At 68.3% G+C, this 26,732-nt stretch carries 26 protein-coding genes; 15 read left to right on the top strand and 11 right to left on the bottom strand.

The window, feature by feature from the left end; genetic code table 11:
* The first annotated feature begins 42 nt into the window (after positions 1-42).
* From V8686_RS00570 to V8686_RS00555, 4 genes are all read left to right on the top strand, one after another.
* Positions 43-861 (top strand): alpha/beta fold hydrolase, encoded by an 819-nt coding sequence (locus V8686_RS00570; RefSeq protein WP_379701858.1) that lies wholly within the window; start codon positions 43-45, stop codon positions 859-861.
* Positions 862-948: 87 nt separating this feature from the next.
* Complete coding sequence (locus V8686_RS00565; protein WP_379701857.1) at positions 949-1,977, top strand: phosphotransferase family protein; 1,029 nt, start codon at positions 949-951, stop codon at positions 1,975-1,977.
* Positions 1,974-3,248 (top strand): phosphopyruvate hydratase, encoded by a 1,275-nt coding sequence (eno, locus tag V8686_RS00560; RefSeq protein ID WP_379701855.1) that lies wholly within the window; start codon positions 1,974-1,976, stop codon positions 3,246-3,248. Before V8686_RS00565 ends, eno begins: the two co-directional genes overlap by 4 nt.
* Positions 3,249-3,510: 262 nt before the next feature.
* Positions 3,511-4,278, top strand: a complete 768-nt coding sequence (locus V8686_RS00555) for an HFX_2341 family transcriptional regulator domain-containing protein (RefSeq protein WP_379701854.1) — start codon at positions 3,511-3,513, stop codon at positions 4,276-4,278.
* On the opposite strand, the gene V8686_RS00550 is transcribed toward V8686_RS00555, so the two are convergent.
* Together V8686_RS00550 and V8686_RS00545 are read right to left on the bottom strand one after the other, a co-directional pair.
* Positions 4,263-4,628 carry a hypothetical protein gene (locus tag V8686_RS00550; RefSeq protein WP_379701853.1) on the bottom strand — a complete coding sequence of 122 codons (366 nt, stop codon included), beginning with the start codon at positions 4,626-4,628 and terminating at the stop codon, positions 4,263-4,265. The genes V8686_RS00555 and V8686_RS00550 overlap by 16 nt on opposite strands.
* Before the next feature lie 73 nt (positions 4,629-4,701).
* A complete protein-coding gene (locus V8686_RS00545; protein ID WP_379701852.1) occupies positions 4,702-6,351 on the bottom strand; it encodes a histidine kinase N-terminal 7TM domain-containing protein in 1,650 nt (549 codons plus the stop codon).
* A gap of 122 nt (positions 6,352-6,473) precedes the next feature.
* Here V8686_RS00545 and V8686_RS00540 point away from each other — a divergent pair, with 122 nt between their 5' ends.
* From V8686_RS00540 to V8686_RS00530, 3 genes are all read left to right on the top strand, one after another.
* A complete protein-coding gene (locus V8686_RS00540; protein ID WP_049935367.1) occupies positions 6,474-6,668 on the top strand; it encodes a cold-shock protein in 195 nt (64 codons plus the stop codon).
* A 140-nt stretch (positions 6,669-6,808) separates the two neighbouring features.
* Positions 6,809-8,380: a hypothetical protein gene (locus tag V8686_RS00535; RefSeq protein WP_379701850.1), complete on the top strand. Its 1,572-nt coding sequence runs from the start codon at positions 6,809-6,811 to the stop codon at positions 8,378-8,380.
* Between the two features lie 51 nt (positions 8,381-8,431).
* Positions 8,432-9,034 (top strand): DUF7504 family protein, encoded by a 603-nt coding sequence (locus V8686_RS00530; protein WP_379701849.1) that lies wholly within the window; start codon positions 8,432-8,434, stop codon positions 9,032-9,034.
* A 79-nt stretch (positions 9,035-9,113) separates the two neighbouring features.
* Here the strand turns inward: V8686_RS00530 and V8686_RS00525 are convergent, their stop codons facing one another.
* Complete coding sequence (locus V8686_RS00525; protein ID WP_379701848.1) at positions 9,114-9,350, bottom strand: hypothetical protein; 237 nt, start codon at positions 9,348-9,350, stop codon at positions 9,114-9,116.
* The gene (locus tag V8686_RS00520; protein ID WP_379701846.1) at positions 9,350-10,174 is read right to left on the bottom strand and encodes a M48 family metallopeptidase; all 825 of its coding nucleotides are present in this window, start codon (positions 10,172-10,174) and stop codon (positions 9,350-9,352) included. Before V8686_RS00520 ends, V8686_RS00525 begins: the two co-directional genes overlap by 1 nt.
* 167 nt (positions 10,175-10,341) lie before the next feature.
* Here V8686_RS00520 and V8686_RS00515 point away from each other — a divergent pair, with 167 nt between their 5' ends.
* Genes V8686_RS00515 through V8686_RS00505 form a run of 3 tightly spaced genes read left to right on the top strand, consistent with a single transcriptional unit; the run spans position 10,342 to position 15,061 of the window.
* Complete coding sequence (locus V8686_RS00515; protein ID WP_379701844.1) at positions 10,342-10,641, top strand: DUF7518 family protein; 300 nt, start codon at positions 10,342-10,344, stop codon at positions 10,639-10,641.
* Positions 10,642-10,659: 18 nt separating this feature from the next.
* On the top strand, positions 10,660-14,238 hold the full coding sequence (gene smc, locus V8686_RS00510) for a chromosome segregation protein SMC (protein ID WP_379701843.1): 3,579 nt from the start codon (positions 10,660-10,662) through the stop codon (positions 14,236-14,238).
* Entirely contained in the window at positions 14,231-15,061 is an 831-nt protein-coding gene (locus V8686_RS00505) for a segregation/condensation protein A (protein ID WP_379701841.1), read from the top strand. Before smc ends, V8686_RS00505 begins: the two co-directional genes overlap by 8 nt.
* Before the next feature lie 141 nt (positions 15,062-15,202).
* On the opposite strand, the gene V8686_RS00500 is transcribed toward V8686_RS00505, so the two are convergent.
* The 3 genes from V8686_RS00500 to V8686_RS00490 all read right to left on the bottom strand — a co-directional run bounded on the left by V8686_RS00500 (position 15,203) and on the right by V8686_RS00490 (position 17,212).
* On the bottom strand, positions 15,203-15,439 hold the full coding sequence (locus V8686_RS00500) for a hypothetical protein (RefSeq protein ID WP_379701839.1): 237 nt from the start codon (positions 15,437-15,439) through the stop codon (positions 15,203-15,205).
* A gap of 48 nt (positions 15,440-15,487) precedes the next feature.
* On the bottom strand, positions 15,488-16,447 hold the full coding sequence (locus V8686_RS00495) for an AEC family transporter (RefSeq protein WP_379701838.1): 960 nt from the start codon (positions 16,445-16,447) through the stop codon (positions 15,488-15,490).
* Between the two features lie 75 nt (positions 16,448-16,522).
* Positions 16,523-17,212, bottom strand: a complete 690-nt coding sequence (locus V8686_RS00490; RefSeq protein ID WP_379701836.1) for a phosphoribosyltransferase — start codon at positions 17,210-17,212, stop codon at positions 16,523-16,525.
* A 269-nt stretch (positions 17,213-17,481) separates the two neighbouring features.
* Between V8686_RS00490 and V8686_RS00485 the strand changes: the two genes are divergently transcribed.
* From V8686_RS00485 to V8686_RS00475, 3 genes are all read left to right on the top strand, one after another.
* Complete coding sequence (locus tag V8686_RS00485) at positions 17,482-18,387, top strand: PhzF family phenazine biosynthesis protein (protein WP_379701835.1); 906 nt, start codon at positions 17,482-17,484, stop codon at positions 18,385-18,387.
* 249 nt (positions 18,388-18,636) lie between these two features.
* Complete coding sequence (gene ppsA, locus V8686_RS00480; RefSeq protein WP_379701833.1) at positions 18,637-20,913, top strand: phosphoenolpyruvate synthase; 2,277 nt, start codon at positions 18,637-18,639, stop codon at positions 20,911-20,913.
* Between the two features lie 118 nt (positions 20,914-21,031).
* Positions 21,032-21,583: a YqaA family protein gene (locus V8686_RS00475; RefSeq protein WP_379701831.1), complete on the top strand. Its 552-nt coding sequence runs from the start codon at positions 21,032-21,034 to the stop codon at positions 21,581-21,583.
* A gap of 106 nt (positions 21,584-21,689) precedes the next feature.
* Here V8686_RS00475 and V8686_RS00470 read toward each other — a convergent pair whose 3' ends face one another.
* Positions 21,690-22,661: a glutathione S-transferase family protein gene (locus V8686_RS00470; protein WP_379701829.1), complete on the bottom strand. Its 972-nt coding sequence runs from the start codon at positions 22,659-22,661 to the stop codon at positions 21,690-21,692.
* Positions 22,662-22,775: 114 nt separating this feature from the next.
* On the opposite strand from V8686_RS00470, the gene V8686_RS00465 reads away from it, so the two are divergent.
* Together V8686_RS00465 and V8686_RS00460 are read left to right on the top strand one after the other, a co-directional pair.
* Complete coding sequence (locus V8686_RS00465; protein WP_379701827.1) at positions 22,776-23,702, top strand: sulfide-dependent adenosine diphosphate thiazole synthase; 927 nt, start codon at positions 22,776-22,778, stop codon at positions 23,700-23,702.
* 9 nt (positions 23,703-23,711) lie between these two features.
* The gene (locus V8686_RS00460) at positions 23,712-24,470 is read left to right on the top strand and encodes a DUF7001 family protein (protein WP_379701825.1); all 759 of its coding nucleotides are present in this window, start codon (positions 23,712-23,714) and stop codon (positions 24,468-24,470) included.
* 15 nt (positions 24,471-24,485) lie between these two features.
* On the opposite strand, the gene V8686_RS00455 is transcribed toward V8686_RS00460, so the two are convergent.
* The 3 genes from V8686_RS00455 to dcd are packed head-to-tail and all read right to left on the bottom strand — an operon-like array spanning position 24,486 to position 26,721.
* The gene (locus V8686_RS00455) at positions 24,486-25,172 is read right to left on the bottom strand and encodes a class I SAM-dependent methyltransferase (protein ID WP_379701823.1); all 687 of its coding nucleotides are present in this window, start codon (positions 25,170-25,172) and stop codon (positions 24,486-24,488) included.
* The gene (locus tag V8686_RS00450; protein ID WP_379701822.1) at positions 25,169-26,143 is read right to left on the bottom strand and encodes a thiamine-phosphate synthase family protein; all 975 of its coding nucleotides are present in this window, start codon (positions 26,141-26,143) and stop codon (positions 25,169-25,171) included. The genes V8686_RS00455 and V8686_RS00450 overlap by 4 nt, the downstream gene beginning before the upstream one ends.
* Positions 26,140-26,721, bottom strand: coding sequence for a dCTP deaminase (gene dcd / locus V8686_RS00445; RefSeq protein WP_379701821.1), 582 nt, complete (start codon positions 26,719-26,721; stop codon positions 26,140-26,142). The genes V8686_RS00450 and dcd overlap by 4 nt, the downstream gene beginning before the upstream one ends.
* Positions 26,722-26,732: the final 11 nt, after the last annotated feature.

The following is a 26,732-nucleotide window of genomic DNA, read 5'->3' as shown; positions in this document are numbered from 1 at the left end:
AGGCTGGCCGGGATTTTTGTCCCCAGCCGGAGAGCGACCGGTATGCGCACACGGACGGTCTCCGGTGGTGACGGCGTCGAGATCTACGTCGAGGAACGCGGCCCGGCGGACGGTCGGCCGCTCCTGTTGATCCACGGCTTCTCCCAGTGCCGGCTCGCCTGGACGCCCCAGTTCGAGTCGGAACTCGCCGACGACTTCCGCCTCGTCGCGATGGACCTCCGGGGGCACGGGGCGTCCGGAACGCCGCGCGACGCCTACGCCGACTCGCGTCTGTGGGCCGACGACGTCCGGGCGGTGATCGATGGACTGGCGCTCGACGATCCGGTACTCGTCGGTTGGTCGTACGGTGGTCTCGTCGTCTCGGACTACCTCGCCACCCACGGCGACGGCGCCCTCGGCGGCGTCGTCCTCGTCGGTGCCATCACGGAGAAAGGCACGTCGGACGCCGACCGATTCGCGGGCGAGGAGTTCGTTGCCCTCGGGCCGGGGCTGGAGTCGACGGACGCCGAGCGAAGCGTCGCGGCGCTCGATTCGTTCGTCCGGCTCTGTGTCGAGCACGACCTGGACGACGCGGCGCGGTACCGGGCGCTCGGCTACAACGCCGCGGTGCCGCCGCACGTCCGCGCGGCCCTCCAGGGGCGGACCGTCGACCACGAGGCGACGCTTCCGGACGTCGAGACGCCCGTCCTCCTGATCCACGGCGAGGAGGACGCCGTCGTCGGACCGGCCGCCGCCCGCAAGCACGTCGAGTTGTTCCGGAACGCGACGCTCGAAACGTACCCCGAGGTCGGTCACTCGCCCTTTTTCGAGGCGCCGGAGCGGTTCGAGGCGGACCTCCGGACGTTCGTCGCCGGCCTGTAGTCGGCCGCGAACCGCACGCGTCCCGTCCCGTCGGACGACGGAACGGGGAGCAAACGTGAAGTGATCGGGGGGTTTCGACGCGGACGAATGACCGACCAGGACACCGAGTTCACGACCGACGTGGCGGTCGAGTACTGCCGGCACCACGGGGTCGTCCCGGCCGACGCCGAGGCGACGGCGCGGTCGCTCGGCGGCGGCGTCTCGAATCACGTCTACGAGGTGACGTGGGACGACGACTGCGTCGTCGTGAAGCGCCCGCTCCCGAACCTCGCCGTCGAGGACGACTGGCCCGCGGACGTCGACCGCGTCCACAACGAGGCGGCGGCGATCCGAACCTACGAGTCGATCCTCGCCGCGGCCGACGTGGACGCCCGCGTCCCCGGCGTCGTGACCGAGACGGACGACCACGTCGTCGCCATCGAGTGCGCGCCCGCGGGCGCGACGATGTGGAAGACGGAACTGCTCGACGGTCGGGTCGACGCCGACGTCGCGGCCGCCGTCGGTGCGGTCCTCGGCGCCGTCCACGACGCGACGGCCGACGACTCCGAGGTCCGCGAGACGTTCGCCGACAAACGCCCCTTCGACCAGCTGCGCGTCGACCCCTACCACCGCGCCACGGCGCGGCGTCATCCCGACGTGGCCGACGCGATTCGGGCGGAGATCGACCGCGTCTTGGACACCTCTCGAACCCTCGTTCACGGTGACTACAGCCCGAAGAACGTTCTCGTCGACCGAGCCGACGCGACCGTCCCCTGGATCCTCGACTTCGAGGTGGCCCACTGGGGCGACCCCGCCTTCGACACCGCGTTCATGCTCAACCACCTGTATATCAAGTCCATCTACAACCACGGCCAGCACGCGGCCTACGCCGACGCGGCCGACCGGTTCTGGGACGCCTACGACGCCGCGGTCGGCTGGGACGTCGAGCGCGAGACGGTGGCGGAACTCGCGGTGTTGATGCTCGCCCGCGTCGACGGCAAGTCGCCCGTCGAGTACGTCGACCGCGAGGCGGTCGCCGACGCCCTCCGCCGGGTGGCGAAGCGGACGCTCCGCGGCGACGCCGAGACCCTGTCCGCATTCGCGGCGCTGGCCCGCGAGGAGGCGTCGGCGCTGTGACCGACGTCGAGGGCGTCGACGCGTGGGAGGTGCTCGACTCGCGGGGCGATCCCACCGTTCGTGTCCGGGTCGAGACGGCCGACGGCGCGGGAACGTTCACCGTCCCGGCGGGGGCGAGTACCGGCGCGCACGAGGCGGTCGAACGTCGCGACGGCGACGACCGCTACGGCGGCCGCGGCGTCCGCGACGCCGTCGCGGCGGTCCGCGAGGACCTCGCACCCGTGGTCGTCGGCCGCCCGGTGGCGGATCAGCGGGGAATCGACGAGGCCCTCGTCGACCGCGACGGGACCGAGAACCTGTCCCGTCTGGGCGCCAACGCCGTCCTCGGCGTCTCCGGCGCCGTCGCTCACGCCGCCGCCGCGGCGACCGGACGACCGCTCTACGACTCGCTCGCTCCCGACGCCGGCCCCGGCGACCTCCCCATCCCCATGATCAACGTGTTGAGCGGGGGCCTCCACGCGGCGGCCGACCTGCCGATCCAGGATTTCCTCGTCGTGCCGACGGGTGCGGGGACGTACCCAGAGGCACTGGAGATGGCGTGGGCGGTGCGGCGGGCGGCGGGCAGGCGAATCGGCGACGGCGACCATCCGCCTTCGGTTGCCGACGAAGGCGGGTTCGTTCCGCCGACCGCCGACGCGGACGCCGCCTTCGAGTTGCTGACCGCCGCCGTCCGCGACGCCGGCTACGCGCCGGGCGACGAGGTAGTCTTCGCCGTCGACGTGGCGGCGACGCACTTCTACGACCCCACCCACGAACGGTACGCCCTCGCCGGAGACCGTCTGGACCGCGAGGCGATGGTCGACCGCGTGGTCGATTGGATCGACGCCCACCCCGTCCGCTCCGTCGAGGACCCCCTCGCCGAGGACGACTGGCGAGGCTGGGAGCGACTCGTCGACCGCGTCGGTGACCGGGTGCAGGTGCTCGGCGACGACCTGTTGGCGACGGACGCCGCCCGTCTGGACCGGGCTGTCGACGTCGGCGCCGCCAACGCCGCCCTGATCAAGCCCAATCAGGCAGGGACGATCACCCGGACACGACGCGTCCTCGAACGCGCGCAGGCGGCCGACTGGGCGCCCGTCGTGTCCGCTCGCTCCGGTGAGACCTGCGATTCGACCATCGCCGACCTCGCCGTCGCCCTCGACGCCGGGCAGATCAAGATCGGGTCGCTCGCCCGGTCCGAACGCCTCGCCAAGTACAACCGACTGCTCGGCATCGGCCGGGCGTACGACGGCGACTTCGCCGGGGCGGCGGCGCTCGCGCCCCGGTCCTGATCCCCACCCGCCCGTCGCGGGACGGATACCGCGTGCGCCACGGGACGGTCTCCCCCCTGTGGGTACCGCGCGAGCGGTCGAGGCACCCCGTGACCGCCCCGTGACGCACCGTCCGGCCGTCCCGCGACGGTCCGGTTCGCTCCCCCGTACACCGCAGGACGGTGTACACCCACGACTCGCGGGCGTGGGTAGTTGGGTATTTTGACGTTACTCACGTTACGACCGTTACTTAGAACCCGCCCCGGTGCGACGGGGCGAGCGAATGAACGTCGCCGAACGCGTCCACGTGATGCCGCTGGGGTTCGAACACGACCGGATCGTCGAACCGGCGGTGGAGTACCGCGCCGACCGGGTGATCCTACTCGACTGGATCGCCGACGACATCGAGCGTCCGGCGTATCACGACGACGTCGTCGCGGACCTCGATGCGGCCGGCGTCGACGTCGACCGGCGCGACTGCGACCTGTTCGACCTCTACGACTCCATCGCGGTGGTCGCCGAAATCGCGACCCGCGAGTCGGCCCCCGACGACGAGGACGACGTGGCCAACGAGGTGTACGTGAACCTCGCGACGGGGAGTAAGATCACCGCCATCGGCGGCATGATCGCGTGCATGGTGACCGGTGCCGCCCGTCCCTACTACGTCCGCGCCGAGCGCTACGCCTCGGGGACGGAGCCGGTGGGGTACGGCATGGAACTCGCCATCGACCTGCCGACGTACCCGATGGATCGCCCGGATCGCCAACAGATCGCCGTGCTGGCTCGCCTCGCCGAGGGCGCGTGTTCGAAAAAGGAGCTGATCCGCTTCGGTGCCGACCGTGACCTGCCGTTCGTCCGTGACTGCGACCGGCCGTTCGACGCGTCGGGCAAGCCAACGAAACAGGCTTACGCACGACTTCGCCGGCACGTCGTCGATCCGCTCCGGGAACGCGAGTTCGTCACCGTCGAGCGCGTCGGGACGACCCGGCGTGTGAGCGCCACGGCGGCCGGCCGGAACGCCAGACGGGCGTTCGGCTACGTCCTCGAGTAGTCCAGGCGGTCGACGACCGCTTGCAGTCGGTCGTCGTCGTCGAAGGCGTCGACCAGCGCCGTCGCCGAGTGGGCGAGTTCGTAGGCCGGCCGTCCCTTGCCGACGGGTGACCGCTCCCCTTCGTCCGCCGTCATCACGTGGCCGTCGGCGTCCAGTTCGTTCAGCGCGCGCGTCACGTCGGCTTCGGAGACGGTCCCCACCACGTCGCCGTCGACGGCGGTAGCCTCCTCGGCACAGATTCGGGTGATTTCCCCGGCGTGGGCCGGCGTCCGCCCCGAATCTGACAGCTGTGCGACACCGAGCAGGGTGAGCCGCTGGACGAGCGTCGTCGAGTCGAGCCGGTCGGACATACGTGTCAACTGAACGTCCTCCGTCAAAATCGTATCCCATTCGTCGGCGGGGGACCGATCCACGGTTCCGAACTCAGTCGGCTCCGGTCTCGACGCCGGTCGCCGCGACGGACGTGAGGACGAGGCGAACCCCGTCGCGGTAGTCGGTGTCGATGGTCGCCTCCCAGCCGTGGACCTGTGCGAGCGTCCTGACCAGCGGGAGGGCGGTACCGACCGACTCGTGTGCCGCCGCGTCGCCGTAGTCGAAGTACGTCTCGGGATCACCCGTCGGCGGGTCGCCGTCGCCGGTGATCGTCAGGTCGCCGTCCGAGCGGGCGACCGTCACCGTCGTCGCCCCGTTCTCGACGAGGAACTCGAACGTACGCTCGAGGAGCGTCCCGAAACGGGCCGGGTCGGCCTCGACCGACGACTCGTTCCGGACCGAGAGGGTCGCGTCACCGTCGACGTTCCCCCAGGCCGACCGGGCGGCCCCGCCGACGTCGACCGTGATGGGGTCGGCCATCGTCTGGCCGTACTGGGCGAGCGTCGCGAAGTCGTTCATCAGTCGGGTGGTCCGGTCGGTCGTGTCGGTGGCCGTCCGGAGTGCCTCTCGGGCCTCGTCGACCCCGCCGTCTTCGAGTTGTTCGACCGCCCAGCGTACGTTGCCGCGGATGATCGTCACCGCGTTCCGGAGTTCGTGGCGCATCCCCTCCGAGAGGTCCTCCAGTTGTCGGTCGTGGCGCTCCAGTTCGCGGCGGTGGCGCTCGATTCGGGTCACGTCGGAGAAGACGACGATCCGGGAGAGCGATCCCTGACCGATTTCGAAGGCGTTCTCGCTCACGACGTAGTGGCGGGCGTCCCCGTCGATGCGGACGTCGACGACGCCGCGGCCGTCCGCGAGAGCGTCGGCCACCGCCGGGAGTGCGTCGAGCGAGTCGCCGATCGCGTCGTCGAGATCGGGAAACAGCCGTCGGGCTGCGCCGTTGAACTCGCGAATCCGCCGGTCGTCGTCGAGGAAGATGGTCGCTCCCTCGACGCCATCGGTGAGCTGGACGGCGAAAAAGCGGTTCTCGAAGGCGAACAGGACCCCGACGGCGAACGCCGCCACCCCGAGCGGTGCGTGGATCATATCGATCAACAGTGGCGTCGCGTAGCCGACGATGTCGAGAACGACCGGAGCCCCCGAGAGCGCGACCAGAACCCCGAGGGACCGCGCGTCGTAGTCGGCGTCGCCGAAGGCCTCGAACAGGGTGAACATACCAACGGCCGCGAGCGTGTAGGAGAGCCCCGTCACGATCCAGTGAAACAGTCCCTGTCGAATCGCCAGGTGGGGAAACGGCGACGCGACGAACGCGGTGGTGAAGTAGAGGTGGTGGATCGGATTCGTGATTTTCACCACGACGACGGCGAGATACAGGGCGATGGCCGCGCGACGAAAGCCCGGTCGCCGGTGGTAGTTCCGCCCGGTGTACGCCGAGCAGAAGTAGAGCCACGCGAAGACGGTGCTGAACCCGAGAATGAGGCCGATCAGGTAGACGGCGGTTTTCAGGTCCCGGGTGGGCAACAGCAGTAGCCCGGCGTGGCTGGCGGCCCAGATGCCACTCGTGGCGAGGAGAACCACGAGTCCGCGACGGGTTTCGGCGTCTTCGATCCGCCGGGCGCGGACGGCGGCGGCACCACAGCCAGCGGCCGCCGCCGCGAAGAGCAGCGCGTAAGCGACGGTGTACGGCGCGACGTCTACCAAGTCTCTGTCGACGTTGTACGTCCCCCCGATAACCAATCCTTCGGTTCCGCTCCTCCCGGCCGTGGCATGAGTGGGCCACTCACGGAAGTCTTATGAGTTGAGGGGGCCTCTGAGTAATTGCAATGGCAACTGGTACGGTTGATTTCTTCAACGACACTGGCGGTTACGGCTTTATCGAGACTGAGGACGCGGACGACGACGTGTTCTTCCACATGGAAGACGTGGGCGGCCCGGACCTCGAAGAAGGACAGGAACTCGAATTCGAGATCGAGGACTCTCCCAAGGGTCCCCGCGCGACCAACGTCGTTCGCCTGTAAGGCGACGACGGTACTTCTCGTACACTCACACGATTTTTGCGTGATCAACTCCGGACAGCGGCGCCGCCGATTCTCACGTCTGAGAACACGAACGGCACGTTGAAACCGCAGGGTCCCAACGCCTCCGACGAGAGTCTTCAATGGAGTCGACCGCCGGCCGCCTCGTGTTCGCTACGCTGGTCGTCGTCGCCGGCGTCGCCGGACTCGCCCCCGACGCGGGTGTCGTCGGCGCAACGACTCCGGCGATCACGGTCACCGTCGACGGGACGACGGTCGCCGACGGCAACGCCACTCTGATCGAGACCGATCCGACCGTCGACGTCACCGTCGACGCGGACCGGCCGATCCGGGTCGTCTCCGTGCGTCTCGACGGGACGACCGAGCGACGCTACACGCCGAACAGCACTTCGCTCGACGAGTCGTTCGATCTGGACCTCGCGAGCGGCGAGCACACCCTGACGGTCGTGGTGAAAACCGACGGCGTCACCACCCACGAGGTGACGGTGACGAAAGACGCCGAACGGCCGTACGTCGCGTACACCGCTCCGTTCGAGACGGATACCTACGCGCCGCCGCCCGAGACGGCGACCGTGAACCGCTCGCGGATCAGTCTCGCTGGCGAGTTCACCGACGTGACCGGCGTCTCCCACCTCCGCATCGTCCGCGAAGTCGAGTACGACGTGGGGTCCAACACCAGGGTCGACCGCGAGACGTACACCGCGTCGGACCTCAACGGCTCGTTCGAACAGCCCATCTTCCTCGGTATGGGGACGAACAACGTGACTGCGTGGTACTACGACGAACTCGGTCACGCCCGGAAACACCGCGTACAGATCACGGTTCAGGACACCGCACCGCCGACGCTCGCGAACCTCTCGGCGGTTCGACAGTCGCCCGACACCCTCCGGATTCGAGGGCGTGCGACCGACAACGGACAGCTACGGAGCATCTCGATCAGTCCCGAGGACGCCTCCGAGACGTCGTATCTACTCCGGCCGACCATCGACCGCCCGACTCCCGCCCGTCAGCGGTCGACCTTCGACTCGAACGTGACCGTCCACCCCGGCGTCACTGCCGTGAGCCTCACCGCCGTCGACACGGCGGGGAACGCGGTCGAACGAACCGTGACCGTCCGTCGAACCGTCGCGCCCGAACTCCGCTTCGACCGTGGTGGCACCCGCTACGTCAACGGGAGTACGGTCGTCGCCAGGGGGGTGACGACCGACGGCGAAATCGTCGCCGCGAGCGTCGAGACGGTCGATCCCGAGACCGGCGAGGTGGTGGACATCGTCTCGCTCCACGACGGTGACATCGTGACCGATCTCCCCTTCGAGCGCCACCTCGACGCTCCCGAGGGTCGGACCGCGATCGTGAGACTGCGTGTCATCGACTCCTCCGGCACCGAACACGTCACCTCGCTCGACCGGACGCTGACGGTCGAGACGCCGACGCCGGCCGCCACGGAGACGCCGACCCCGACCCCGACGCCAGCGGCCACGGAAACGCCGCCGACACCGACACCCACCCCGACGCCGGCGCCCGAGTCCGGCGGCGTGACCGTCCCGCTGATCGGCGTGACGATACCGATTCCGTCGATTCTCGGCGCCTCGATCATCGTGCCGGTCCCGTTCGTCGGACCGTTCGACGTCCCGCTCGCGCCGGCCGCGGCCGTCCTCGTCCTCGGTCTCGGTGCCGTGGGACGACTGCGGTGACGTGACCACCATCCCGTCGGCGAATCCGGTCGCCACAGCAGTTTTCCGACAGTGGGGCCTACCGCCCGTGGAGGTGATGGTATCCCGCCCCACGACTCCCCCGCGAACACCCTCCATCTGACCGACTCGGCGACGACAGTCGGGGCACGGCAGTGTACGCACGCGACGCCCAGATCCGGGATCTCGACGGTCGTGGTCGTCGCCTTGGCCGGCTCGCCGATCCGGTGGCTCGACGACTGGCAGTCGTCGGCCGACGTCGAGGCGGAGCGAGCGACGTTCGTCGTCGACGACACCGCGTCGTGGACCGCCGGCGATCCGGCGGTTCGCCTCGCCGTCGAATCGTGGCCGGCGACCGACGTCTCCGTCCGGACCGTCTCCTCGACCGGCAACCTCACCGACATGGGCGTCACGCTGACGGACGTGTTGGAGACCCACGACGCCGAGTCGACCCTCCTCTGTTTTCAGTCGCTGACGGTCCTGTTGCAGTACGCCCCGCTCGAGGAGGTGTACCAGTTTCTCCACACGCTCGTCAGCCACGTCGATCGGACCGAGATAACGGCGCATTTCCATCTCCACGCGGACGCCCACGACGACGACACCGTCGCCACGCTGCGTCCCCTCTTCGACCGGGTTCGGCGCGACGCCGAGCGGTGAGTCTACCGACTGTGGTGAGTCGCTTCCGGCCGGCGTCCCCGTCTCCGCGACGACCGGGACACAGTTACTGCACTCCGTATCAGGCCAGCGCGACGTAGCCGAAGTAGCCGCCGGCGAGCAGGCAGCCGACGCCGACGGCCCGAACCAGGAGGCGGTAGCGGTCGGGCGCCGTGGCGTCGGTCCCGTACTCGCCGCTCCGGTCGTGTGGACGGCGGCCGACGGTGTGGCCCCGAACCACTGCGTCGGGGGCGAGCAGACAGATGATCCCGAGGAGGACGCCGAGTCCCGCCGCGAGGAGCGTCCGGAGGTCGGCCATCAGCTCCGCAGGCGCTCGATCCGTTTTTCGACCGGCGGGTGGGTGGCGATCAGGCGGGCGAGTCCTTCGCCGTCGCCGAAGATACAGAGCGCGTTCACCTGCTCGTCCACTCCGGCGTCCTGCCGGCGGTCGGCGCTCCGGCTGATCTTCTCCAGCGCGCTGGCGAGCGGTTCGCCGCTCCCGATTTCCGCGGCCGCGTCGGCGTCGGCGACGTACTCGCGGTACCGCGAGATGGCGAAGACGAAAAGCATCACCAGCATCTGCGTGAGCTGGCCGACGACGATGGCGAGGAAGAAGTCCGCGATGTCGTTGTCGCCGGTCAGCAGGACGACCCACTGGGCGACGATGGCGACGATGGAGGCGACACCTTGGCCGAGCACCATCATCACCACGTCACGGTTGCGGATGTGAGCGAGTTCGTGGGCCAACACTCCCTCCACCTCGTCGGGTTCGAGCTGGCGGAGGAGTTCCTGACTCACGACGACGGTGCCGGCACCCTTCCGCCCGACGGCGAAGGCGTTGGGGACGCCCATCCGGGCGATCATGAGCCGGGGCTTCTCGATGCCCATGTCGCGCGAGAGCGACTCGACGCGGCGGTGGATGTCCGGATAGCGATCCTCGGGGAGGTCCTCGGCGCCGACACTGCGAAGCGCCATCCACTTGCCGAGTTTGTACTGGACGGCGACGAAGGCGACGCTCCCCAGGAGCACGAGCGCGAGCGGCCAGTCGAAGACGCCCATCACGACGACGGCGGCGACGGCGTAGAACGCGAAGAGTATCGACCCGACGACCGCCATTCGAGCTTTCAGTCCGACGTGGCGCATACCGATGGCTCGCTGCTGCGACCACTAAGGCTCGGCGGTTTGGCGTGCGGTGCCGTCACACGCCGCGCCGATCGCTCGCACCGAACGCCGCGTGCGACCGCTGGGAACCGGCCGACAGTGTGGATGTCTGACGTACATTTATACGTCCGGGGACGCCTGATAGGTGCATGAGCAACAGGGTGGAGGAGCTCGAATCGCAGGTCGCGGAACTGCAGGCCGCCGTCGACGGTCTCACGGAGGAACTGGTCGAGACTCGGGAACGACTCCGACAACTCGAGACCGACGAGGGCGTCGAACACACGCGGGCCCCCGAGCGTCGGGAGTCCGACGCCGACGAGTCCGCGCCGGACGTCGCCGAGGAGCCGGCGGCCGAGGACGCCGACGCCGCGGAGGACGCGGAGGACGCGGAGACCGAGGCGGAAGACGACGGTTCCGATTCGGACGGAAACGACATCATCGTCGCCTGACCGGGGTCACCACCCCTCATGCACATCTCCGAGCTGGTCCTCGACGACTTCAAGAGCTTCGGCCGGAAGACGCGCATCCCGTTCTACGAGGACTTCACCGTCATCACCGGCCCCAACGGCTCCGGCAAGAGCAACATCATCGACGGCGTCCTCTTCGCGCTCGGCCTCGCGCGTACACGCGGCATCCGTGCGGAGAAACTGACCGACCTCATCTACAACCCCGGTCACGAGGACGACGCTGACCGGTCCGGCCCCCGTGAAGCTAGCGTCACCGTCGTCCTCGACAACGGCGACGGCACCCTCGACCGCTCGCAGGTGGTCAACGCCGCCGGCACCGAGGACGTGGGCGACGTGGACGAAATTTCGGTCAAGCGCCGGGTCAAGGAGACGGAGGACAACTACTACTCCTACTACTACCTCAACGGGCGGTCGGTCAACCTCTCGGACATTCGCGACCTGCTGGCGCAGGCGGGCGTGACGCCGGAGGGGTACAACGTCGTCATGCAGGGCGACGTGACCGAGATCATCAATATGTCCGCCGGGCAACGGCGCGGCATCATCGACGAAATCGCGGGCGTCGCGGAGTTCGACGCGAAAAAAGAGGACGCCTTCGAGGAACTCGACGTCGTCGAGGAGCGAATCGACGAGGCTGACCTCCGGATCGAAGAGAAGGAGGACCGACTCGGCCAACTCGAAGACGAACGCGAGACGGCCCTCGAATACCAGTCGCTCCGCGAGGAAAAGGAGGAGTACGAGGGGTATCTGAAGGCGGCCGAACTGGAGGACAAGCGGGCGTCGCTCGAACGCACCGAGGCACGCATCGAGGCGAAAGAGCAGGCACTCGCCGACCGGCGGGAGACTCTGGCGGAACGGGAGGGCACCGTCGCGGAGTTGGAGGACGAACTCGACGACCTCACCCGCGAAATCGAGCGGAAGGGTGAGGACGAACAGCTCCGGATCAAAGGCGAAATCGAGGAGATCAAAGGCGACATCGGGCGCCTCGAAGCGACGATCGAGAATCAGGAGGAGAAAATCGAGGACGCGGAGCAGGAACGCCGCGAGGCCTTCGTTACGCTCGACCGGAAGACCGAGAAACTCGACGACTTGGAGAGCGAGCAGCGCTCGATCAAGGTGGAGAAGGCGTCGGTCAAAAGCGACATCGAGGGGAAGGAGGCGGAACTCGCCGAGGTCGAAGCGGAAATCGAGAACGTCGACACCGCCTTCGACGAACTCAAGTCGGAACTCGCGGCGCGAAAGGAGGAACTAGAGGAGAGAAAGACCGAGCGCAACGACGCCCAGCGGGAGAAGGACCGACTGCTCGACGAGGCTCGTCGCCGCTCCAACCGCATCAGCGAGGCGCAGTCGGAACTGGAGGCGGCCCACGAGCGAATCCCGGACCTGAAGGCCGACCGCTCGGACCTGCACGGCGAACTCGACCGGGCGGAGCGGAACCACGAGAAAATCGAGTCGGCCATCGAGGAGTTGCGTGCGGAGAAGGCCGACCTGGGGGACGAACTCGACGGCATCGAGGACGACCTGCGCGCGAAACAGAACGAGTACGCGGAACTGGAAGCGCGGGCGAGTCGTGACGGCGACGACTCCTGGCCGCGGTCGGTGACGACGGTCCTGAACGGCGGCATCGACGGCGTTCACGGCGCCGTCGGGCAGCTCGGCGGCGTCGACGCCGAGTACGCGACCGCCTGTGAGACTGCCGCGGGTGGCCGCCTGGCGAACGTCGTCGTCGACGACGACGGCGTCGGATCGACCTGTATCGACTACCTCAAATCTCGGTCGGCGGGACGGGCGACCTTCCTCCCGATCACCGAGATGGACCGCCGGGGGCTGCCGCGGAAGCCGTCCCACTCGGGCGTCGTCGACTTCGCGCGTAACCTCGTCGACTACGACGACCGCTACGCAGGCGTCTTCTCTTACGTTCTCGGATCGACGCTCGTCGTCGAGGACATGGACACCGCCCGGGAGTTCATGGGGGACTACCGGATGGTGACTCTCGACGGCGACTTAGTCGAGAAGAGCGGCGCGATGACGGGGGGCTCCGGCGGCGGGTCGCGGTACTCCTTCACCAAGAGTGGGAAGGGGAAACTCGAACGACTCGCCGAGGAAATCGGCTCGCTGGAGGACGACCGGCGGGCGGTTCGCGAGGAAATCCGGGACGTGGAGTCGCGACTCGACGACGCCCGGGACCGCAAGGCCGACGCGGCGGACCGGATTCGCGAGGTCGAGAGCGACATCGAGGACGTCGACGCCGACATCGCGGCGACCGAAGACGAAATCGAGGCGTTGGAAGCCGAACTCGACGACCTTCGCGCGGAGCGTGAGGAAGTGGACGCGAAGATGAGCGACCACGAGGATCGCATCGCGGCGCTCGACGGCGACATCGAGGAGATCGAGACCGATATCGCGGAGTTGGAGTCGGAACTTGCGGACTCCCGCGTGCCCGAACTCACCGAGCGCAAGGAGGCAATCGAGGCCGACATCGCGGAGTTGGACGGCCGGATGGACGACCTCGACGCCCGCCTCAACGAGACGCAACTGGAGGTTGAGTACACCGAGGAGTCCATCGACGACCTCGAAGCCACCATCGAGACGGCCCAGAACCGCAAGGCAGCGGCCGAAGAGCGGATCGAGGACGTCGAGGCGGAAATCGAGTCTCACGAGGAGACCCTCGAGGAGAAGCGCGCGGCTATCGAGGATCTGGAGGCCGAACTCGCGGATCTGAAAGCCGAGCGTCGGGAGCTACAGTCCGACCTCCGCGACGCGAAGGAGTCCCGGGACGCCCAGCGCGACCGGGTGAGCGAGGTGGAGTCGGCGCTCTCGGAACTGGCGGACGACGCCGAACGCCTGCGCTGGGAAATCGACGAACTCGAGAGCGAGGTCGGTGACTACGACCCCGAGGCGATTCCGGACCACGACGAGGTGGCGGAAAACGTCGACCGCCTCGACGCCGAGATGGCGGCGCTCGAGCCCGTGAACATGCTCGCTATCGACGAGTACGACGAGGTACAGGACGCCCTCGCGGACCTACAGGAGCGCCGGGATACGCTCGTCGACGAACGCGACGCCATCGAGGAGCGCATCGAGTCCTACGAGTCCCAGAAGAAGGCGACGTTCATGGAGGCGTTCGATGCCATCGACGAACAGTTTCAGGACATCTTCGAGCGCCTCTCGGCGGGGACGGGCGAACTCCACTTGGAGAACGAGGACGACCCGTTCGACGGCGGCCTGACGATGAAAGCCCAGCCGGGCGACAAACCGATTCAGCGACTCGACGCCATGAGCGGCGGCGAGAAGTCGCTGACGGCCCTCGCGTTCATCTTCGCCATCCAGCGGCACAACCCCGCACCGTTCTACGCGCTGGACGAGGTGGACGCCTTCCTCGACGCCGCCAACGCGGAACGGGTGGGCGAGATGGTCGACGACCTGGCTGGCGAGGCGCAGTTCGTCGTCGTCTCCCACCGCTCGGCGCTGCTGGATCGCTCGGAGCGAGCCATCGGCGTCACCATGCAGGGTGACAACGTGAGCGCGGTGACCGGCATCCGCCTCGACGACGCCGAACCGGAGGTGACGGCGGATGACTGAGCACCTCCCGGGCGACGTGGACCTCCCACAGACGGACGACGACGAGGTCGAACCGGTCGAACTCCTGGTCCAGTTGGCGGAGGACGGCGACATCGACCCCTGGGACATCGACATCGTCGAGGTGACCGACGCCTTTCTCGACCGTCTCGACGAGACGGACCTCCGCACGTCGGGGCGGGCGCTGTTCTACGCGAGCGTCCTGTTGCGGATGAAAAGTGACGTCCTCCTCGACGACGGCCCGGAGGAACCGGAGCCGGAGCCGTGGGAGGTGGCGATGGAGGGCGGCGACCCGGCGGCGATGGACGGTCACGACCCCATCGACGCGCTGGACGAGGAACTCGACCGGCGTCTGGAGCGGAAACACGCCCGTGGGTCGCCGGAGACGCTGGACGAACTCGTGCGCGAACTCCGCGAGGCGGAGCGCAACTCGTGGTGGAAGGAGTCCCGCTCTTACGACACTTCGGGGTCGCCCCACGGGTACGAGCGGGGGACACAGACCCTCGACTACCACGCCGCGGACGACTTCCGGGAGGGTGGCGAACCGACCGAGGGCGACGTGACCGCCACGACTCACACCGAGGATATCGAGACGACCATCGAGTCGGTGCGCGACACCGTACGCACCCACTACGAGGCCGGCCGCGCGGAGGTGTTGTTCGCGGAGGTTCGAGACGCGGGCGGCGCTCCCGTCGACACCTTCCTCGCCTTGCTCTTTCTGGCTCACCGCGGGGAGATCCGACTCCGTCAGGACGACCTGTTCGGCGATCTGTGGATTCGCGACCCGGCGGCGCCGACGGTCGGCGACGAAGCCGTCGCGGACTGAGACCGTCGGGTTCGAGGCGGTCGGCGACGAAGCCGTCGCGGACTGAGACCGTCGGGTTCGAGGCGGTCGGCGACGAAGCCGTCGCGGACTGAGACCGTCGGATTCGAGGCGGTCGGTGATCGGATCGCACCGTCGCTTCGGCTACTTCCGGGCGGGGAGGGTGTCGGTGACGACCAGGAGGATGACGAGTCCGAGAAGCGCCAGGAGGAGGACCGCGACACGCACGTCGAGCAACAGGTCGACGACGGCGGCGATGCCGGTTTCGTGGGCGAGTTCGACCGTCTCGCGCTTGACGACGTCGAACGGGGGGATGTGAATCGCCGTCAGAATCGCGACGACGACGACGAGCAGCCAATCGAGACCGTCTCTCTGACGCATTCGTCCGGGACGAATCGGGGGCGTGATTTAAACGTCGCGGCCCAATTATCAGACGACGAGCCCCGACTCCAGGAGGGCGATGAGGCCCGTCAGTATCGGGATGCTCAGTATCGTCGTGACGAGGACGGTGGTGCTGACGTACTCCGCGACCGAGAGTCCGTTTCCGGCCGATTCACCGCCGAACTCGACGACGAGGAGGAGTGGGGTAATGGCGGCCGGCGTCGCACACTCGAGGACGAACGTGCGCGCGACGGTGGGGTTCTGGAAGCCGACGAGGAGGGCGATGCCGACGCCGACGAGGGGGGCGACGCCCATCTTCAGGACCGTCGCCTTGCCCACGCTGGACAGCGCCGCGCCGTAGTCCGTATCGGAGAGTTGGATGCCGAGGATCAGGAGCATCAGGGGGATGGAGGCGTTGCCGACGAGTTCCAGTGTCGCCATTGCGGTGCCGTCGGCGGGTGGGACGACGCCGAAATAGCGTGCGAGGAGCGCAGCGACGACGGCGTAGACCAGTGGAATCTTGAGCGCACGCTTCATGCCGCCCAACCCACGGGTACCGCCGCTTCGCTGGGCGACGTAGATGCCGCCGGTGTAGAGGAGAACCGCCTGGACGGTCAGGTAGACGACGGCCGTGCTCCGGCCGTCGGCTCCGAAGGCGAACTCGGAGAGCGGGATGCCGTAGTTGCCGGAGTTGGGGAAGGCGCTTACGAGGACGAGCGCACTCAGGATGGGCTCGGATTCGCCCGTGAGGCGGCCGACGACTTCCGCGATGACGACCATCGCGACCATGTAGGACGCGGTGGCGACGCCGATGCGCGCGAGCGTCGACCCCCCGAGGGACGCGGTGGCGATGCTGTGGAAGATGAGCGACGGGACGAGGACGTACACGGTGACGGTGTTGAGCGGGTCGATGCTGACGTCGTGGAGGCGGCCGAGAGCCATCCCCACCCCCGCGAGAGTGATGATGGGCAGGATGGCCGTCGCGAAGATGGAGAGCAGCGAACTCACGCGACGCCCTCCGGTGTGGCACCCATGCACCGCTCACGGGTTCGCGACGGCGCCGCGTGGGGGGTTCGGGACACGCTACGCCAGTCGCCAGGCGTCCCCCGTCGAGTCGACGACGTCGCGGCGCTCCATCTCCGCGAGCACCTCGTCGAGTCGGTCGGGCTGGGCAATCTCCATCTCGATGCGCTGCACGTCGTGGTCGTCGGCGAGGTAGCCGCGGATGTCCGCTCGCTCGAACGTCTCGTCGTCCGCCCGCTGCATGACTCCCTCGATCAGGTCGATCATGTCCTCGATGAAGTTCCAGGGGTAGACGATCCACGCCCACTCGTCGAGTCGCTCGCCGACGAAGTCGGGGTCGAACTCGCTGGTCGAGAGCAGTTGGAGGGTGGCCGTCCGCACCTCGTCGGGGTCGCGGCTCGCGACGTACTCGTGGGCGTGGCGGAGCGATTCGCCGGTGTCGGCGATGTCGTCGACGATCAGCACGTCCTTGCCCTCGACGCTCCCCTCGGGCATCGGGTAGCGCACCTCGGGATCGGCGCCCTTCGCCGCGGTGCCGACGTAGTGTTCCATCTTCAGGCTGGTGAGGTCGTCGAGACCGAGGAAATCGCAACAACACCGGCCAGCGAACCAGCCACCACGGGCGAGGGCGACGATCACGTCGGGGTCGAACGCCGCGTCCCGAACCTCGTCGGCGACGTCGCGGCAGAGGCCGTAGATGTACTCCCAGTTGGTGATCGTGCAGGTGAAGTCGTCCGGGAGGTCGCTCATGGCCACGACTCCCACGCGCGTCGGGTAAGGGTTTACGGGACGCGGCGGGGCACTGTTCAGCGTAGAACGCTTCCGCTGAAGACACCTCGAACGCCCCGCCTCGCTGGAGTCGCCCCTTTCAATTCGGCCCGACGGCGGCTGATTGGCCAGCCGATCCGGGCGGGACTGAAAGGGGGCCGTTCGAGGTACTCCCAGTTTTGCCTGCGTATCTGAACACGACCCGCGAAGCCCCCCAACGCCTTTTGTCGCCCCCGGCCCACGTCGGTGGCATGGACACGCGCCGGACGCTCCTGATCGACGCCTTCACGGACGAACCGCTCGCCGGCAACGCGGCGGGCGTCGTCCCCGACGCCGCGGGCCTCACCGACGACCAGATGGGACGGATCGCCCGCGAACTGTCGGCCAGCGAGACGGCCTTTCTCACCGACGACGCGGACGCGGACGTGGACCGCCGGATTCGCTACTTCACACCGACCCAGGAGGTCGACCTCTGTGGCCACGCGACTGTCGCGGGTCTGGCCTTCCTCCACGGGGAGGGTGCGCTGGACGCGGGCGAGGGGTCGCTCCGGACGAACGTCGGCGTCCTCGACGTCGAGGTGACCGACGAGGGCGTCGCGTGGATGACCCAGGACGATCCGGCGGTCGAACTCGTCGACCTGGATCACGACCGCGCCGGCGAGGCGCTCGGTATCGATCCGGCGGCGCTCCGGGACGTGGGTGCGGACCTGCCCGCCGCCGTCGCCTCGACCGGGCTCCCGTTCCTGATGATTCCGGTGAACTTCCTCGAACACCTCGGGAACGCTGATCCCGAGATGGACGCCGTCGCGGAGCTGGCGGCCGACTACGGCGCCACCGGCGTCTACGCGTTCACGTTCGACGCTCTCGACGCCGCGTCGACGCTTCACGCGCGGATGTTCGCCCCCGGCGCCGGTGTCCCCGAGGACCCCGTGACGGGCACCGCGGGCGGTGCCTGTGGGGCCTACCTCCGGACGGTCGACGCCTTCGACGACCTGCCGGACGAGATGCGGTTCGAACAGGGCCACTTCGTCGACCGGCCGGGCGTGGTTCGGGTGCGGGTGGGCGAGGAGGTCCGCGTGGGCGGGCGCGCGGTGACGGCACTCGACGGCTCGCTCGCCGTCCCCCCGGCCGACGAGGACGACATCCTGGAGGCCTGAGACGGATCGTTGTAACTGTGTCCAAGCCGTCGCCGACCACGGAGGCGGTGACGGCCGAACATGGCGGACCCCAGTCCGTATGACCGCTCGGCACCGTCCGGACCGCACGACTGCGAGGGGGGTATTCGTAAACTGCCGATAGAAGCCCTCTATACCTCGATATGCGCGTGTGACTGGAACCCACGCTACGGCCGTAGTTGCGCGCTTCGAAACCTTCTTTATGCCACTGGTGGGATTTGCGCGTACGAAATGGCTGTAGCTTGGCTGGAGGACGTGCGGTCTACCGATCTGGGGACGGTCGGTGGGAAGGCGGCTTCGCTCGGCGAACTCACGGGAGCTGGGTTGCCCGTTCCGCCGGGATTCGTCGTAACCGCCGGCACCTACCGGACGTTCATCGAGGAGGCCGGCATCGACGAGGAACTGTTCGAGGCCGTCGATGTCGACAGCGAGGACTCGGCGGCGCTCGCGGCGGGGCACGAACGCGCCCACGAACTCATCATGGAGACGGACGTTCCCGAGGCGGTACGCGAGGAGATCCTCGACGCCTACCGTTCGATGGGTGACGGCGAAGCGTTCGTCGCGGTTCGCTCCTCGGCCACTGCGGAGGACCTCCCCGACGCCTCCTTCGCCGGGCAACAGGAGACGTTCCTGAACGTCACCGAGACGGACCTCATCGAACGGGTCAAGGAGTGCTGGGCGTCGCTGTTCTCCCAGCGTGCCATCTACTACCGGAACCAGAAGGGCTTCCCGCACGACGAGGTGGACATCGCCGTCGTCGTCCAGACGATGGTCGACGCCGAGAAGAGCGGCGTGATGTTCACGAGTCATCCCTCGACCGGCGACCCGCGGATCATCATCGAGGCGGCGTGGGGACTGGGTGAAGCGGTCGTCTCCGGGGCTGTCTCCCCCGACAACTACGTCGTCGATCGGACGACGAGCGAGGTCGAACAGGCGACCATCGCCACCAAGAAGGTGATGCACGTCAAGGACGAGGAGACCGGCGAGACCGTCGAGCGCGAGGTGTCCGAGGACAAGCGGGATCAGCGCGTGCTCACGGACGCCGAAATCGAACGCCTGGTGGAACTCGGCGAGCGAGTCGAGGATCACTACGGCGACCCGCAGGACGTGGAGTGGGCCGTTGCCGGCGGCGAGGTGTACATGCTCCAGTCCCGTCCGATCACGACCATCGAGGACTCCGGCAGCGAGGCCGAAGACGAGGGTGACGACGCCGAGGGCGAGGGCGACCAACTGGTCGCCGGCCTCGGTGCGAGTCCGGGCACGGTGAGCGGAACCGTCCGGATCGTCACGAAACTCGACCACTTGGATCAAGTGAGCCAGGGTGACGTCATCGTCACGGAGATGACGATGCCCGACATGGTGCCGGCGATGAAGCGCGCGGCCGCCATCGTCACCGACGAGGGTGGGATGACCTCCCACGCGGCCATCGTCTCCCGCGAACTCGGCGTGCCGGCCGTCGTCGGTGCGGGCAGCGCCACCCGAGTTCTCGAAGACGGGCAGGTCGTCACCGTCGACGGCGAGATGGGGACGGTCCGGGAGGGTCGCACGGTGGCCGAGGAGGCGACGCCCACGGCGAACCCGGGCACCGACGACGAGCCGGCGCCGTCGTCGAAGCCCAAACCCGTGACGGCCACCGAGGTCAAGGTGAACGTCTCCATCCCCGAGGCCGCCGAGCGCGCGGCGGCGACGGGTGCCGACGGGGTCGGACTCCTGCGGATCGAACATCTCGTCCTCTCGCTCGGCAAGACGCCCGAGCGGTTCATCCGGGACGAGGGCTCCGACGCATACGTCGAGGAACTCATGGACGGCGTCCGCAAGGTCGCCGAGGCGTTCTACCCCCGACCCGTTCGGGTGCGCACCCTCGACGCACCGACCGACGAGTTCCGGCAACTCGAAGGTGGTGACGAGGAACCACACGAACACAACCCGATGCTCGGCTACCGCGGCATCCGTCGCAGCCTCGACCGACCCGAGGTGTTCGAACACGAACTCGAGGCCTTCCGTCGTCTGTACGAGATGGGCTACGAGAACCTCGAACTCATGTTCCCCCTCGTCAACGACGGCGACGACGTGGCGAGCGCCCGGGCGCACATGGACGCGGTCGGCATCGACCCCGAGAAACGCGAGTGGGGCGTGATGATCGAGACGCCCGCGAGCGCCATCGGCATCGACGGCATCGTCGACGAAGGTGTCGACTTCGTCTCCTTCGGGACGAACGACCTGACCCAGTACACGCTCGCGGTGGACCGCAACAACGAACACGTCTCGGATCGGTTCGACGAACTCCACCCGGCGGTGCTCGAACTGATCGGCGACACGATCGAGAGCTGTCGCGAGGCGGACGTCGACACGAGCATCTGCGGGCAGGCCGGCTCTCACCCCGAGATGGTCGACTTCCTCGTCCGCAAGGGAATCACCTCCATCAGTGCCAACATCGACGCCGTGGGCGACGTGTTGGAGGAGGTCGACAAGGTCGAAGAGCGCATGATTCTCGACGCGGTGCGGTAGTCGTCCGGCGACGGACCGTCACCGGCTGCGGTTCTCGACGCCGTTTCGCCACGCGATTCGAGCGGCGGCACCGGCGGAACCTGAAAGACTTACGTCGGCGCCCTCCCAGGGGAGGGGTGTGGAAGCGTTCGTTCCCCTCCTCACGACCGAGCTCTTCGGCTTCGAGTGGCTGACGCGCCTGGTTCGCTCGGCCACGGGGTGGGGTGGACTCGTGATCATCTTCGTCTACTCGTTTCTCATCGCGTTCGCGCTCCCGGGTGTCAGCGAAATCGTGTTGCTCGCGCCGCTGAACCTCGGTCTGTCGACCGAGTTGCGACTGGCAGTCATCATCCTCGTCTCGGCGCTCGGCAAGGCCGCCGGTAGCGTCTTTGCCTTCCACATCGGTCAGGAGGCCAAGGAGGCGGGCCCGGTGATCCGGTTCCTCCAGCGGTCCCGGTTCGACGTGATCGGGTGGTCACAGCGGCGAACCGTCGAGGTGGCCCAGCGGTGGGGGTACGCCGGCCTCGCGGTCGCTCTCTCGATTCCGTTCTTCCCCGACACGCTCTCTATCTACGCGTTCGCGGTGCTGGAAGAGGACTACGTCCGCTTCGCGGCGGCGACGTTCGCCGGGAGCGTGGGGCGGTTGCTGGTGACGCTCGGGTTGAGCGCCGGGGTCGTGGCGATCATCTGAACGACGCGCCGACTCGGTCCGACCGAAGGCGCTGGCGTTCGTTGTGCAACAGCAGTACCGACTCGACCCGGTCGTCTTTCCGCCGTGGATTCTTCGCGCAGTTCGGCTACTCTCGAAGTGCCTCCGGCGGCCCGCCCGGCAACCGGTCCCGGTCGTGCCCCTCGGTGAAGTCGATGTCCGGGCCGGTCGGCACCAGCCGTTTGGGGTTCACGTCGCCGTGGCTCACGTAGTAGTGTCGGACGATGTGATCCATGTTGACGGTGCGCCCGATACCGGGAGTGGTGTAGAGGTCCTTCGTGTACCCCCAGAGGTTGTCGTACTCGTGGACCGCCCGGCGGTTACATTTGAAGTGCGTGTGGTAGACGTGATCGAACCGCACGAGAGTCGCGAACATGGCGAGGTCGGCCTCCGTGAGCTGGTCGCCCGCGAGGTAGCGCTGGTCGGCCAGCAGGTCGTCGTAGTACTCGAGGGCGTCGAACAGGTCAGCGACCGCTTCGTCGTAGGCGTCCTGTGACCCCGCGAAGCCGGCGCGATAGACGCCGTTGTTGATCGGGTCGTAGATGTCGTCGATCAACTCGTCAACGTCGTCGCGGTAGCCCTCGGGGTAGAGGTCGACGTCCCGGGTCGCCAGTTCGTGGCCGGCCACGTCGAGCATCCGCATGATTTCCGCGGACTCGTTGTTGACGATGGTCTCTCGCTCCCGATCCCAGAGGACGGGGACGGTCACCCGTCCCGTGTAGTCCGGGTCGGCACGGACGTAGATATCCCGGAGGTACTCCTCGCCGTACAGCGGATCGGGGTGGGCCTCGGAGAACTCCCAGCCGTCGTCGTAGCGCTCGGGCTGGACCAGCGACAGGGAGATGGCGCCGTCCAGTCCCTTGAGTGCGCGGATCATGGCGGTCCGGTGTGCCCAGGGACACGCCCGACAGATGTAGAGGTGGTAGCGCTCGGCCTCGACCGGGAACGCCTCGTCCGGGCCGATCCGGTCGCGGAACGTCGTCTCTTGGCGTTCGAACTCGCCGTCGTCGTCGGTGGCGTAGTCGGTGCCGACCCACTCGCCGTCGACGAGGCCGCTCATCACGGGATCACCGTCGGGATCATTGATCGGGGTAGGTCGCCGACGGCGAAAAGCGTTGGGCGGTTCGGTGCCAGTCGCAAAATATAAAACCACTCAGTAATACCATCTAGTGGTATGTCTTCGTACGAGCAGTTCAGTCAGGTCGGCGAAGCGGACGTCACCCGAGCGATCGGACAGGAGTGGACCGAGGAGTTCATGGACTTCTCGGATTCGGACGTGCTCATCGTCGGCGGCGGCCCGTCGGGGCTGATGGCAGCGAAGGAACTCTCCGAGCGCGGCGTCAAGACGATGGTCGTCGAGAAGAACAACTACCTCGGCGGCGGATTTTGGCTCGGCGGTTTCCTGATGAACAAGGTGACCGTCCGGGACCCGGCCCAGGACGTCCTGGAGGACCTCGACGTGGACTACAAGCCAGCACAGGATACGGAGGGACTCTACGTCGCCAACGGCCCGGAGGCGTGTTCGGGTCTGATCAAGGCGGCGTGTGACGCCGGCGCGAAGATGCAGAACATGACGGAGTTCACCGACATCGTGATCCGCGAGGACCACCGCGTCGGCGGTATCGTCATGAACTGGACGCCGGTCCACGCGCTACCCCGAGAGATCACCTGTGTCGACCCCATCGCCGTCGAGGCGGATCTGGTCATCGACGCGACGGGCCACGACGCCGTCGCCATCTCCAAACTCGACGAACGGGGGGTCCTCGACGCCCCGGGCATTCAGCACGCCAAGGAGCACAACACCGGGATGGATCAGACCGGTGACGACTCCTACGGGGCGCCGGGTCACGACTCGCCGGGTCACGACTCGATGTGGGTCGGCGAGAGCGAGGACGCCGTCGTCGAACACACGGGCGTCGTCCACGACGGTCTGATCGCGACGGGGATGGCCGTCGCCACCACCTACGGCCTGCCGCGCATGGGTCCGACCTTCGGCGCGATGCTCGTCTCGGGCAAGCGCGCCGCGCAGGCCGCCATCGACGAACTCGGCGTCGACGCCGCCGACGTGGAACTCACGTCGCGGGCGCCCGCCGACGACTGATCGCTCCCGATGGTCGAGACGGTCACGCTCTACCGCGCGCCGACGACGCCCGCCGACGCCGACGCCCTCGCCGCGTGGCTTCGGGGGCGAGTCGACGCCGAGGTGCGCGTGCGCGACCGGCTGTTGGGAACGCGGTCCGACGACGACCTGCCCGAGGAACTGGCCGCGGCTCGCGTCACCGACCCCTCCGAGCGGGCGACGGGGAACACGATGCTCGGTATCGTCCGCTACGAGGAGCGGGTGCTCGACGACCCGGAACGCGCGGGCGGCGTCGTCTACGACGGCCGCGCAGTCCAGCGGGCGCTGAACGCCCGACTCCCCGGCGAGCAGGGACTCGACCACCTCCATCTCCCCTTGCTCGACCGGGTGATCGGCACGTGGGGCGGCCACGACGGCCGCTGGCACAAGCGGGTGGCCGTCCTCGGCCAACCCGCGCTCGTTTCGGTCCCCGGCCTCTACGAGGCGCCGGCCAAGCCCGAAGCGTACTACGAGGCCAAGAGCAAACACGCCCTGATGACGGGCGACGCCCCGCCCCGAGAGGTGCTGGAGGCGGAACTCGACGGCGACTTTCTCGTCGCCGACGACCCGCGGACGACCGAGGCGCTGCGGGGGTACGTCATCGCCGCGGTGGACCTGCTGGAGTCGGGGACCGCGTTCTGTGACGACGAGCGGTGCCGCCTCCACGACGCGCACCGCCAGCCCGGCGTGATCCGCGCACAACTGCGCGACCCACCCTTCTGTGAGACACACGCCGAGCGGTACGGGTAGTCCCGTCCGCGACACCTATCGTCGTCCGGCGCTCAGGTAGGCGAAGCCCCCGATTCGCGTCCCGTGTGTCGTCTCGACGCAGGCGTCGAGGAGGGTCCGGTGTGCGGCGGCGACCCGCCGGTCGAGGACGCACGCCGGCGAGCCGTCGTGGTGGTCGCGGGTGCCCGGCGGGGCCGTGGCGACGACCAGCGCCCGGAACACGGGATTCAGTTGGCGCCCGAGGCGGTGGTGACTGCTGGCCAGATCCAACAGGGCGAGTCGCTCCGGATTCAGGTCGTCCAGCCAGCGGCGGACCGTCGCCGCCGGATCGGGGAGCATCCCCACGAGGAAGGTGGCGACGACGGCGTCGACGTCGGCGTCGGCGAGGGGGAGTCGGGTGGCGTCACCCCGGCAGACGTGGACGTTCGTCCAGCCCTCCCGGGCGACGTGGGCACGGGCGCGTGCCACCGCGCCGGGGGCGAAGTCGACGCCGACGACGGTGCCCGACGGACCGACGCGTTCGCGGAGGGCGGGCAGGTTCGCGCCCGTCCCACAGCCGACGTCGACGACGGTGTCGCCCGGGGCGAGGTCGAGTGCCGCGGCGGTGTCGCGCCGGAGGCCGCGGACACCCGGAGCGCGGCGCGCGAGGGTGTCGTAGGCGCGCGCCCACCGCGAGTAGAAACCCTGTGCGGCGGTCGCCCGGTCGGAATCCGGTGTCGTCACCCTTGGCAGTGATCGCGGACGATGCGCGCCACTGCGGGGGCGTCGTCCCCGAGGATGTAGGTGATGGGTTCGATACCGAAGCCGCCGGTCTGGTAGAGGACGAACGGCGAGTCGGGGTCGGCTTCGCGCACGGCGTCGGCGACGCCCGGTCGCGTCGTGTCATCGTCCTCGCCGGCCTCCCGGTCGGCACCGTCGTCGACTGTCGGTCGGCTACTCGTCGCCCCGTGTTCGACGGCGAACTCGACGGTCGGGTAGCCGGCCGCGCGCAGGTCGTCGATCAGGGCCGGGTCGTACCGGAGGTTGACGGCGCCACGGACCGGCGCGCCGGCGTCACGGGCCGACAGCAACACCGAGGCGACGTGTTCGCTGACGCCGAACTCGGGATCGGAGGGCACCGTCGCGGTGCCCCGCACGTCGAAGATGCGACCCGGGACGGCGGCCACGTCCTCCACGTCCGCCGCGTCGGGCAGGCACTCGACGAGGTTCGAGCCGACGTTCGGCACCAGGGCGGCGAAGCCGGAGGTGTTCCGGAGGATGCGCAGTCCGCGCCGCACCGACGAGCGGACCTCCTCAGTCGTCCGTACGGTACTCTCGGGGTCGTGTACGTCGAAGTCGCCGCCGTGTTCGCGGAGTTCCGGCATGACCTCGCGGTGCCGCTCGGCGAGCAGGTCGCCGTCCTCTAGCTGCCGGATCACGACCTCGATTTCGACCAGCGCCTGGACGCGACTCATGTCGCCCGTCGCCAGGCCGGAGCCGACCCGCTCGACCAGGTCACGGACTCGGTCGTCCGCGCTGATCCGGTCGCTCGTGGTGACTTCGCCGTGGGCGTACTTCGAGACGGCCGACTGGGAGATCCCGAGGGCCTCCGCCACCTCGCGCTGGGTGAAGCCACGCTCGCGGAGATCAGCCGCGAGCATGGAGCGGATGGTGGGCAAAAACTCCTCGACGACGAGTTCCTCGACGAACTTCATGATTCGAACTCGGGGTCGTCCCCGATGCGGGAGGCCTGTGGGCCCTGCTGGTCCTGGTACTTCGATCCGCGGTCGGTGCCGTAGGGCCGGTCGGCGGGCGAGGAGAGTTCGGTGAAGACGAGTTGGGAGACGCGCATGCCCGGCGTGAGGGCCACGGGGGCGGTCCCGAGATTCGACAGTTCGAGGGTTACCTGGCCGCGGTATCCGGGATCGACGAAGCCTGCGGTGGCGTGAACGACGACGGCGAGGCGGCCGAGCGACGACCGCCCCTCGACGTTCGCGACGAGGTCGTGGGGGATTTCGACGCGCTCTCGGGTCGTCCCGAGGACGAAGTCGCCGGGGTGGAGGATGAACTCGTCGCCGTCGTCGACGACCGTTTCGGCGATGTACTCGCTGACCTCCCCCTCGCGGGTGGGGTGGATACACGGGATGTTCGTGCGCTGGAACTCCAGGAACTCCGACCCCAGACGGAGGTCGACGCTGGCCGGCTGCACCTGCTGGTCTACGTCGTCCAGCGGGTCGATCACGAGGTCACCCTCGCGGAGACGGGCGAGGATGTCGGTGTCCGACAGGATCATACCTACACGGA

The sequence above is a fragment of the Haloplanus litoreus genome, from assembly GCF_045690335.1.
GTDB lineage: Archaea > Halobacteriota > Halobacteria > Halobacteriales > Haloferacaceae > Haloplanus > Haloplanus litoreus.
The sequence above is the reverse complement of the archived record's forward strand: the minus strand, read 5'-3'. Positions and strand labels throughout refer to the sequence as shown.

What these genes read in the sequence shown, in the direction of transcription:
- V8686_RS00570 (WP_379701858.1), top strand. Translation starts at nt 43, where the DNA reads ATGCGCACACGGACGGTCTCCGGTGGTGACGGCGTCGAGATCTACGTC.
- V8686_RS00565 (WP_379701857.1), top strand. Translation starts at nt 949, where the DNA reads ATGACCGACCAGGACACCGAGTTCACGACCGACGTGGCGGTCGAGTAC.
- V8686_RS00555 (WP_379701854.1), top strand. Translation starts at nt 3,511, where the DNA reads ATGAACGTCGCCGAACGCGTCCACGTGATGCCGCTGGGGTTCGAACAC.
- V8686_RS00550 (WP_379701853.1), bottom strand. Translation starts at nt 4,628, where the DNA reads ATGTCCGACCGGCTCGACTCGACGACGCTCGTCCAGCGGCTCACCCTG.
- V8686_RS00540 (WP_049935367.1), top strand. Translation starts at nt 6,474, where the DNA reads ATGGCAACTGGTACGGTTGATTTCTTCAACGACACTGGCGGTTACGGC.
- V8686_RS00535 (WP_379701850.1), top strand. Translation starts at nt 6,809, where the DNA reads ATGGAGTCGACCGCCGGCCGCCTCGTGTTCGCTACGCTGGTCGTCGTC.
- V8686_RS00525 (WP_379701848.1), bottom strand. Translation starts at nt 9,350, where the DNA reads ATGGCCGACCTCCGGACGCTCCTCGCGGCGGGACTCGGCGTCCTCCTC.
- V8686_RS00520 (WP_379701846.1), bottom strand. Translation starts at nt 10,174, where the DNA reads ATGCGCCACGTCGGACTGAAAGCTCGAATGGCGGTCGTCGGGTCGATA.
- V8686_RS00515 (WP_379701844.1), top strand. Translation starts at nt 10,342, where the DNA reads ATGAGCAACAGGGTGGAGGAGCTCGAATCGCAGGTCGCGGAACTGCAG.
- smc (WP_379701843.1), top strand. Translation starts at nt 10,660, where the DNA reads ATGCACATCTCCGAGCTGGTCCTCGACGACTTCAAGAGCTTCGGCCGG.
- V8686_RS00505 (WP_379701841.1), top strand. Translation starts at nt 14,231, where the DNA reads ATGACTGAGCACCTCCCGGGCGACGTGGACCTCCCACAGACGGACGAC.
- V8686_RS00500 (WP_379701839.1), bottom strand. Translation starts at nt 15,439, where the DNA reads ATGCGTCAGAGAGACGGTCTCGATTGGCTGCTCGTCGTCGTCGTCGCG.
- V8686_RS00490 (WP_379701836.1), bottom strand. Translation starts at nt 17,212, where the DNA reads ATGAGCGACCTCCCGGACGACTTCACCTGCACGATCACCAACTGGGAG.
- V8686_RS00485 (WP_379701835.1), top strand. Translation starts at nt 17,482, where the DNA reads ATGGACACGCGCCGGACGCTCCTGATCGACGCCTTCACGGACGAACCG.
- ppsA (WP_379701833.1), top strand. Translation starts at nt 18,637, where the DNA reads ATGGCTGTAGCTTGGCTGGAGGACGTGCGGTCTACCGATCTGGGGACG.
- V8686_RS00470 (WP_379701829.1), bottom strand. Translation starts at nt 22,661, where the DNA reads ATGAGCGGCCTCGTCGACGGCGAGTGGGTCGGCACCGACTACGCCACC.
- V8686_RS00465 (WP_379701827.1), top strand. Translation starts at nt 22,776, where the DNA reads ATGTCTTCGTACGAGCAGTTCAGTCAGGTCGGCGAAGCGGACGTCACC.
- V8686_RS00460 (WP_379701825.1), top strand. Translation starts at nt 23,712, where the DNA reads ATGGTCGAGACGGTCACGCTCTACCGCGCGCCGACGACGCCCGCCGAC.
- V8686_RS00450 (WP_379701822.1), bottom strand. Translation starts at nt 26,143, where the DNA reads ATGAAGTTCGTCGAGGAACTCGTCGTCGAGGAGTTTTTGCCCACCATC.
- dcd (WP_379701821.1), bottom strand. Translation starts at nt 26,721, where the DNA reads ATGATCCTGTCGGACACCGACATCCTCGCCCGTCTCCGCGAGGGTGAC.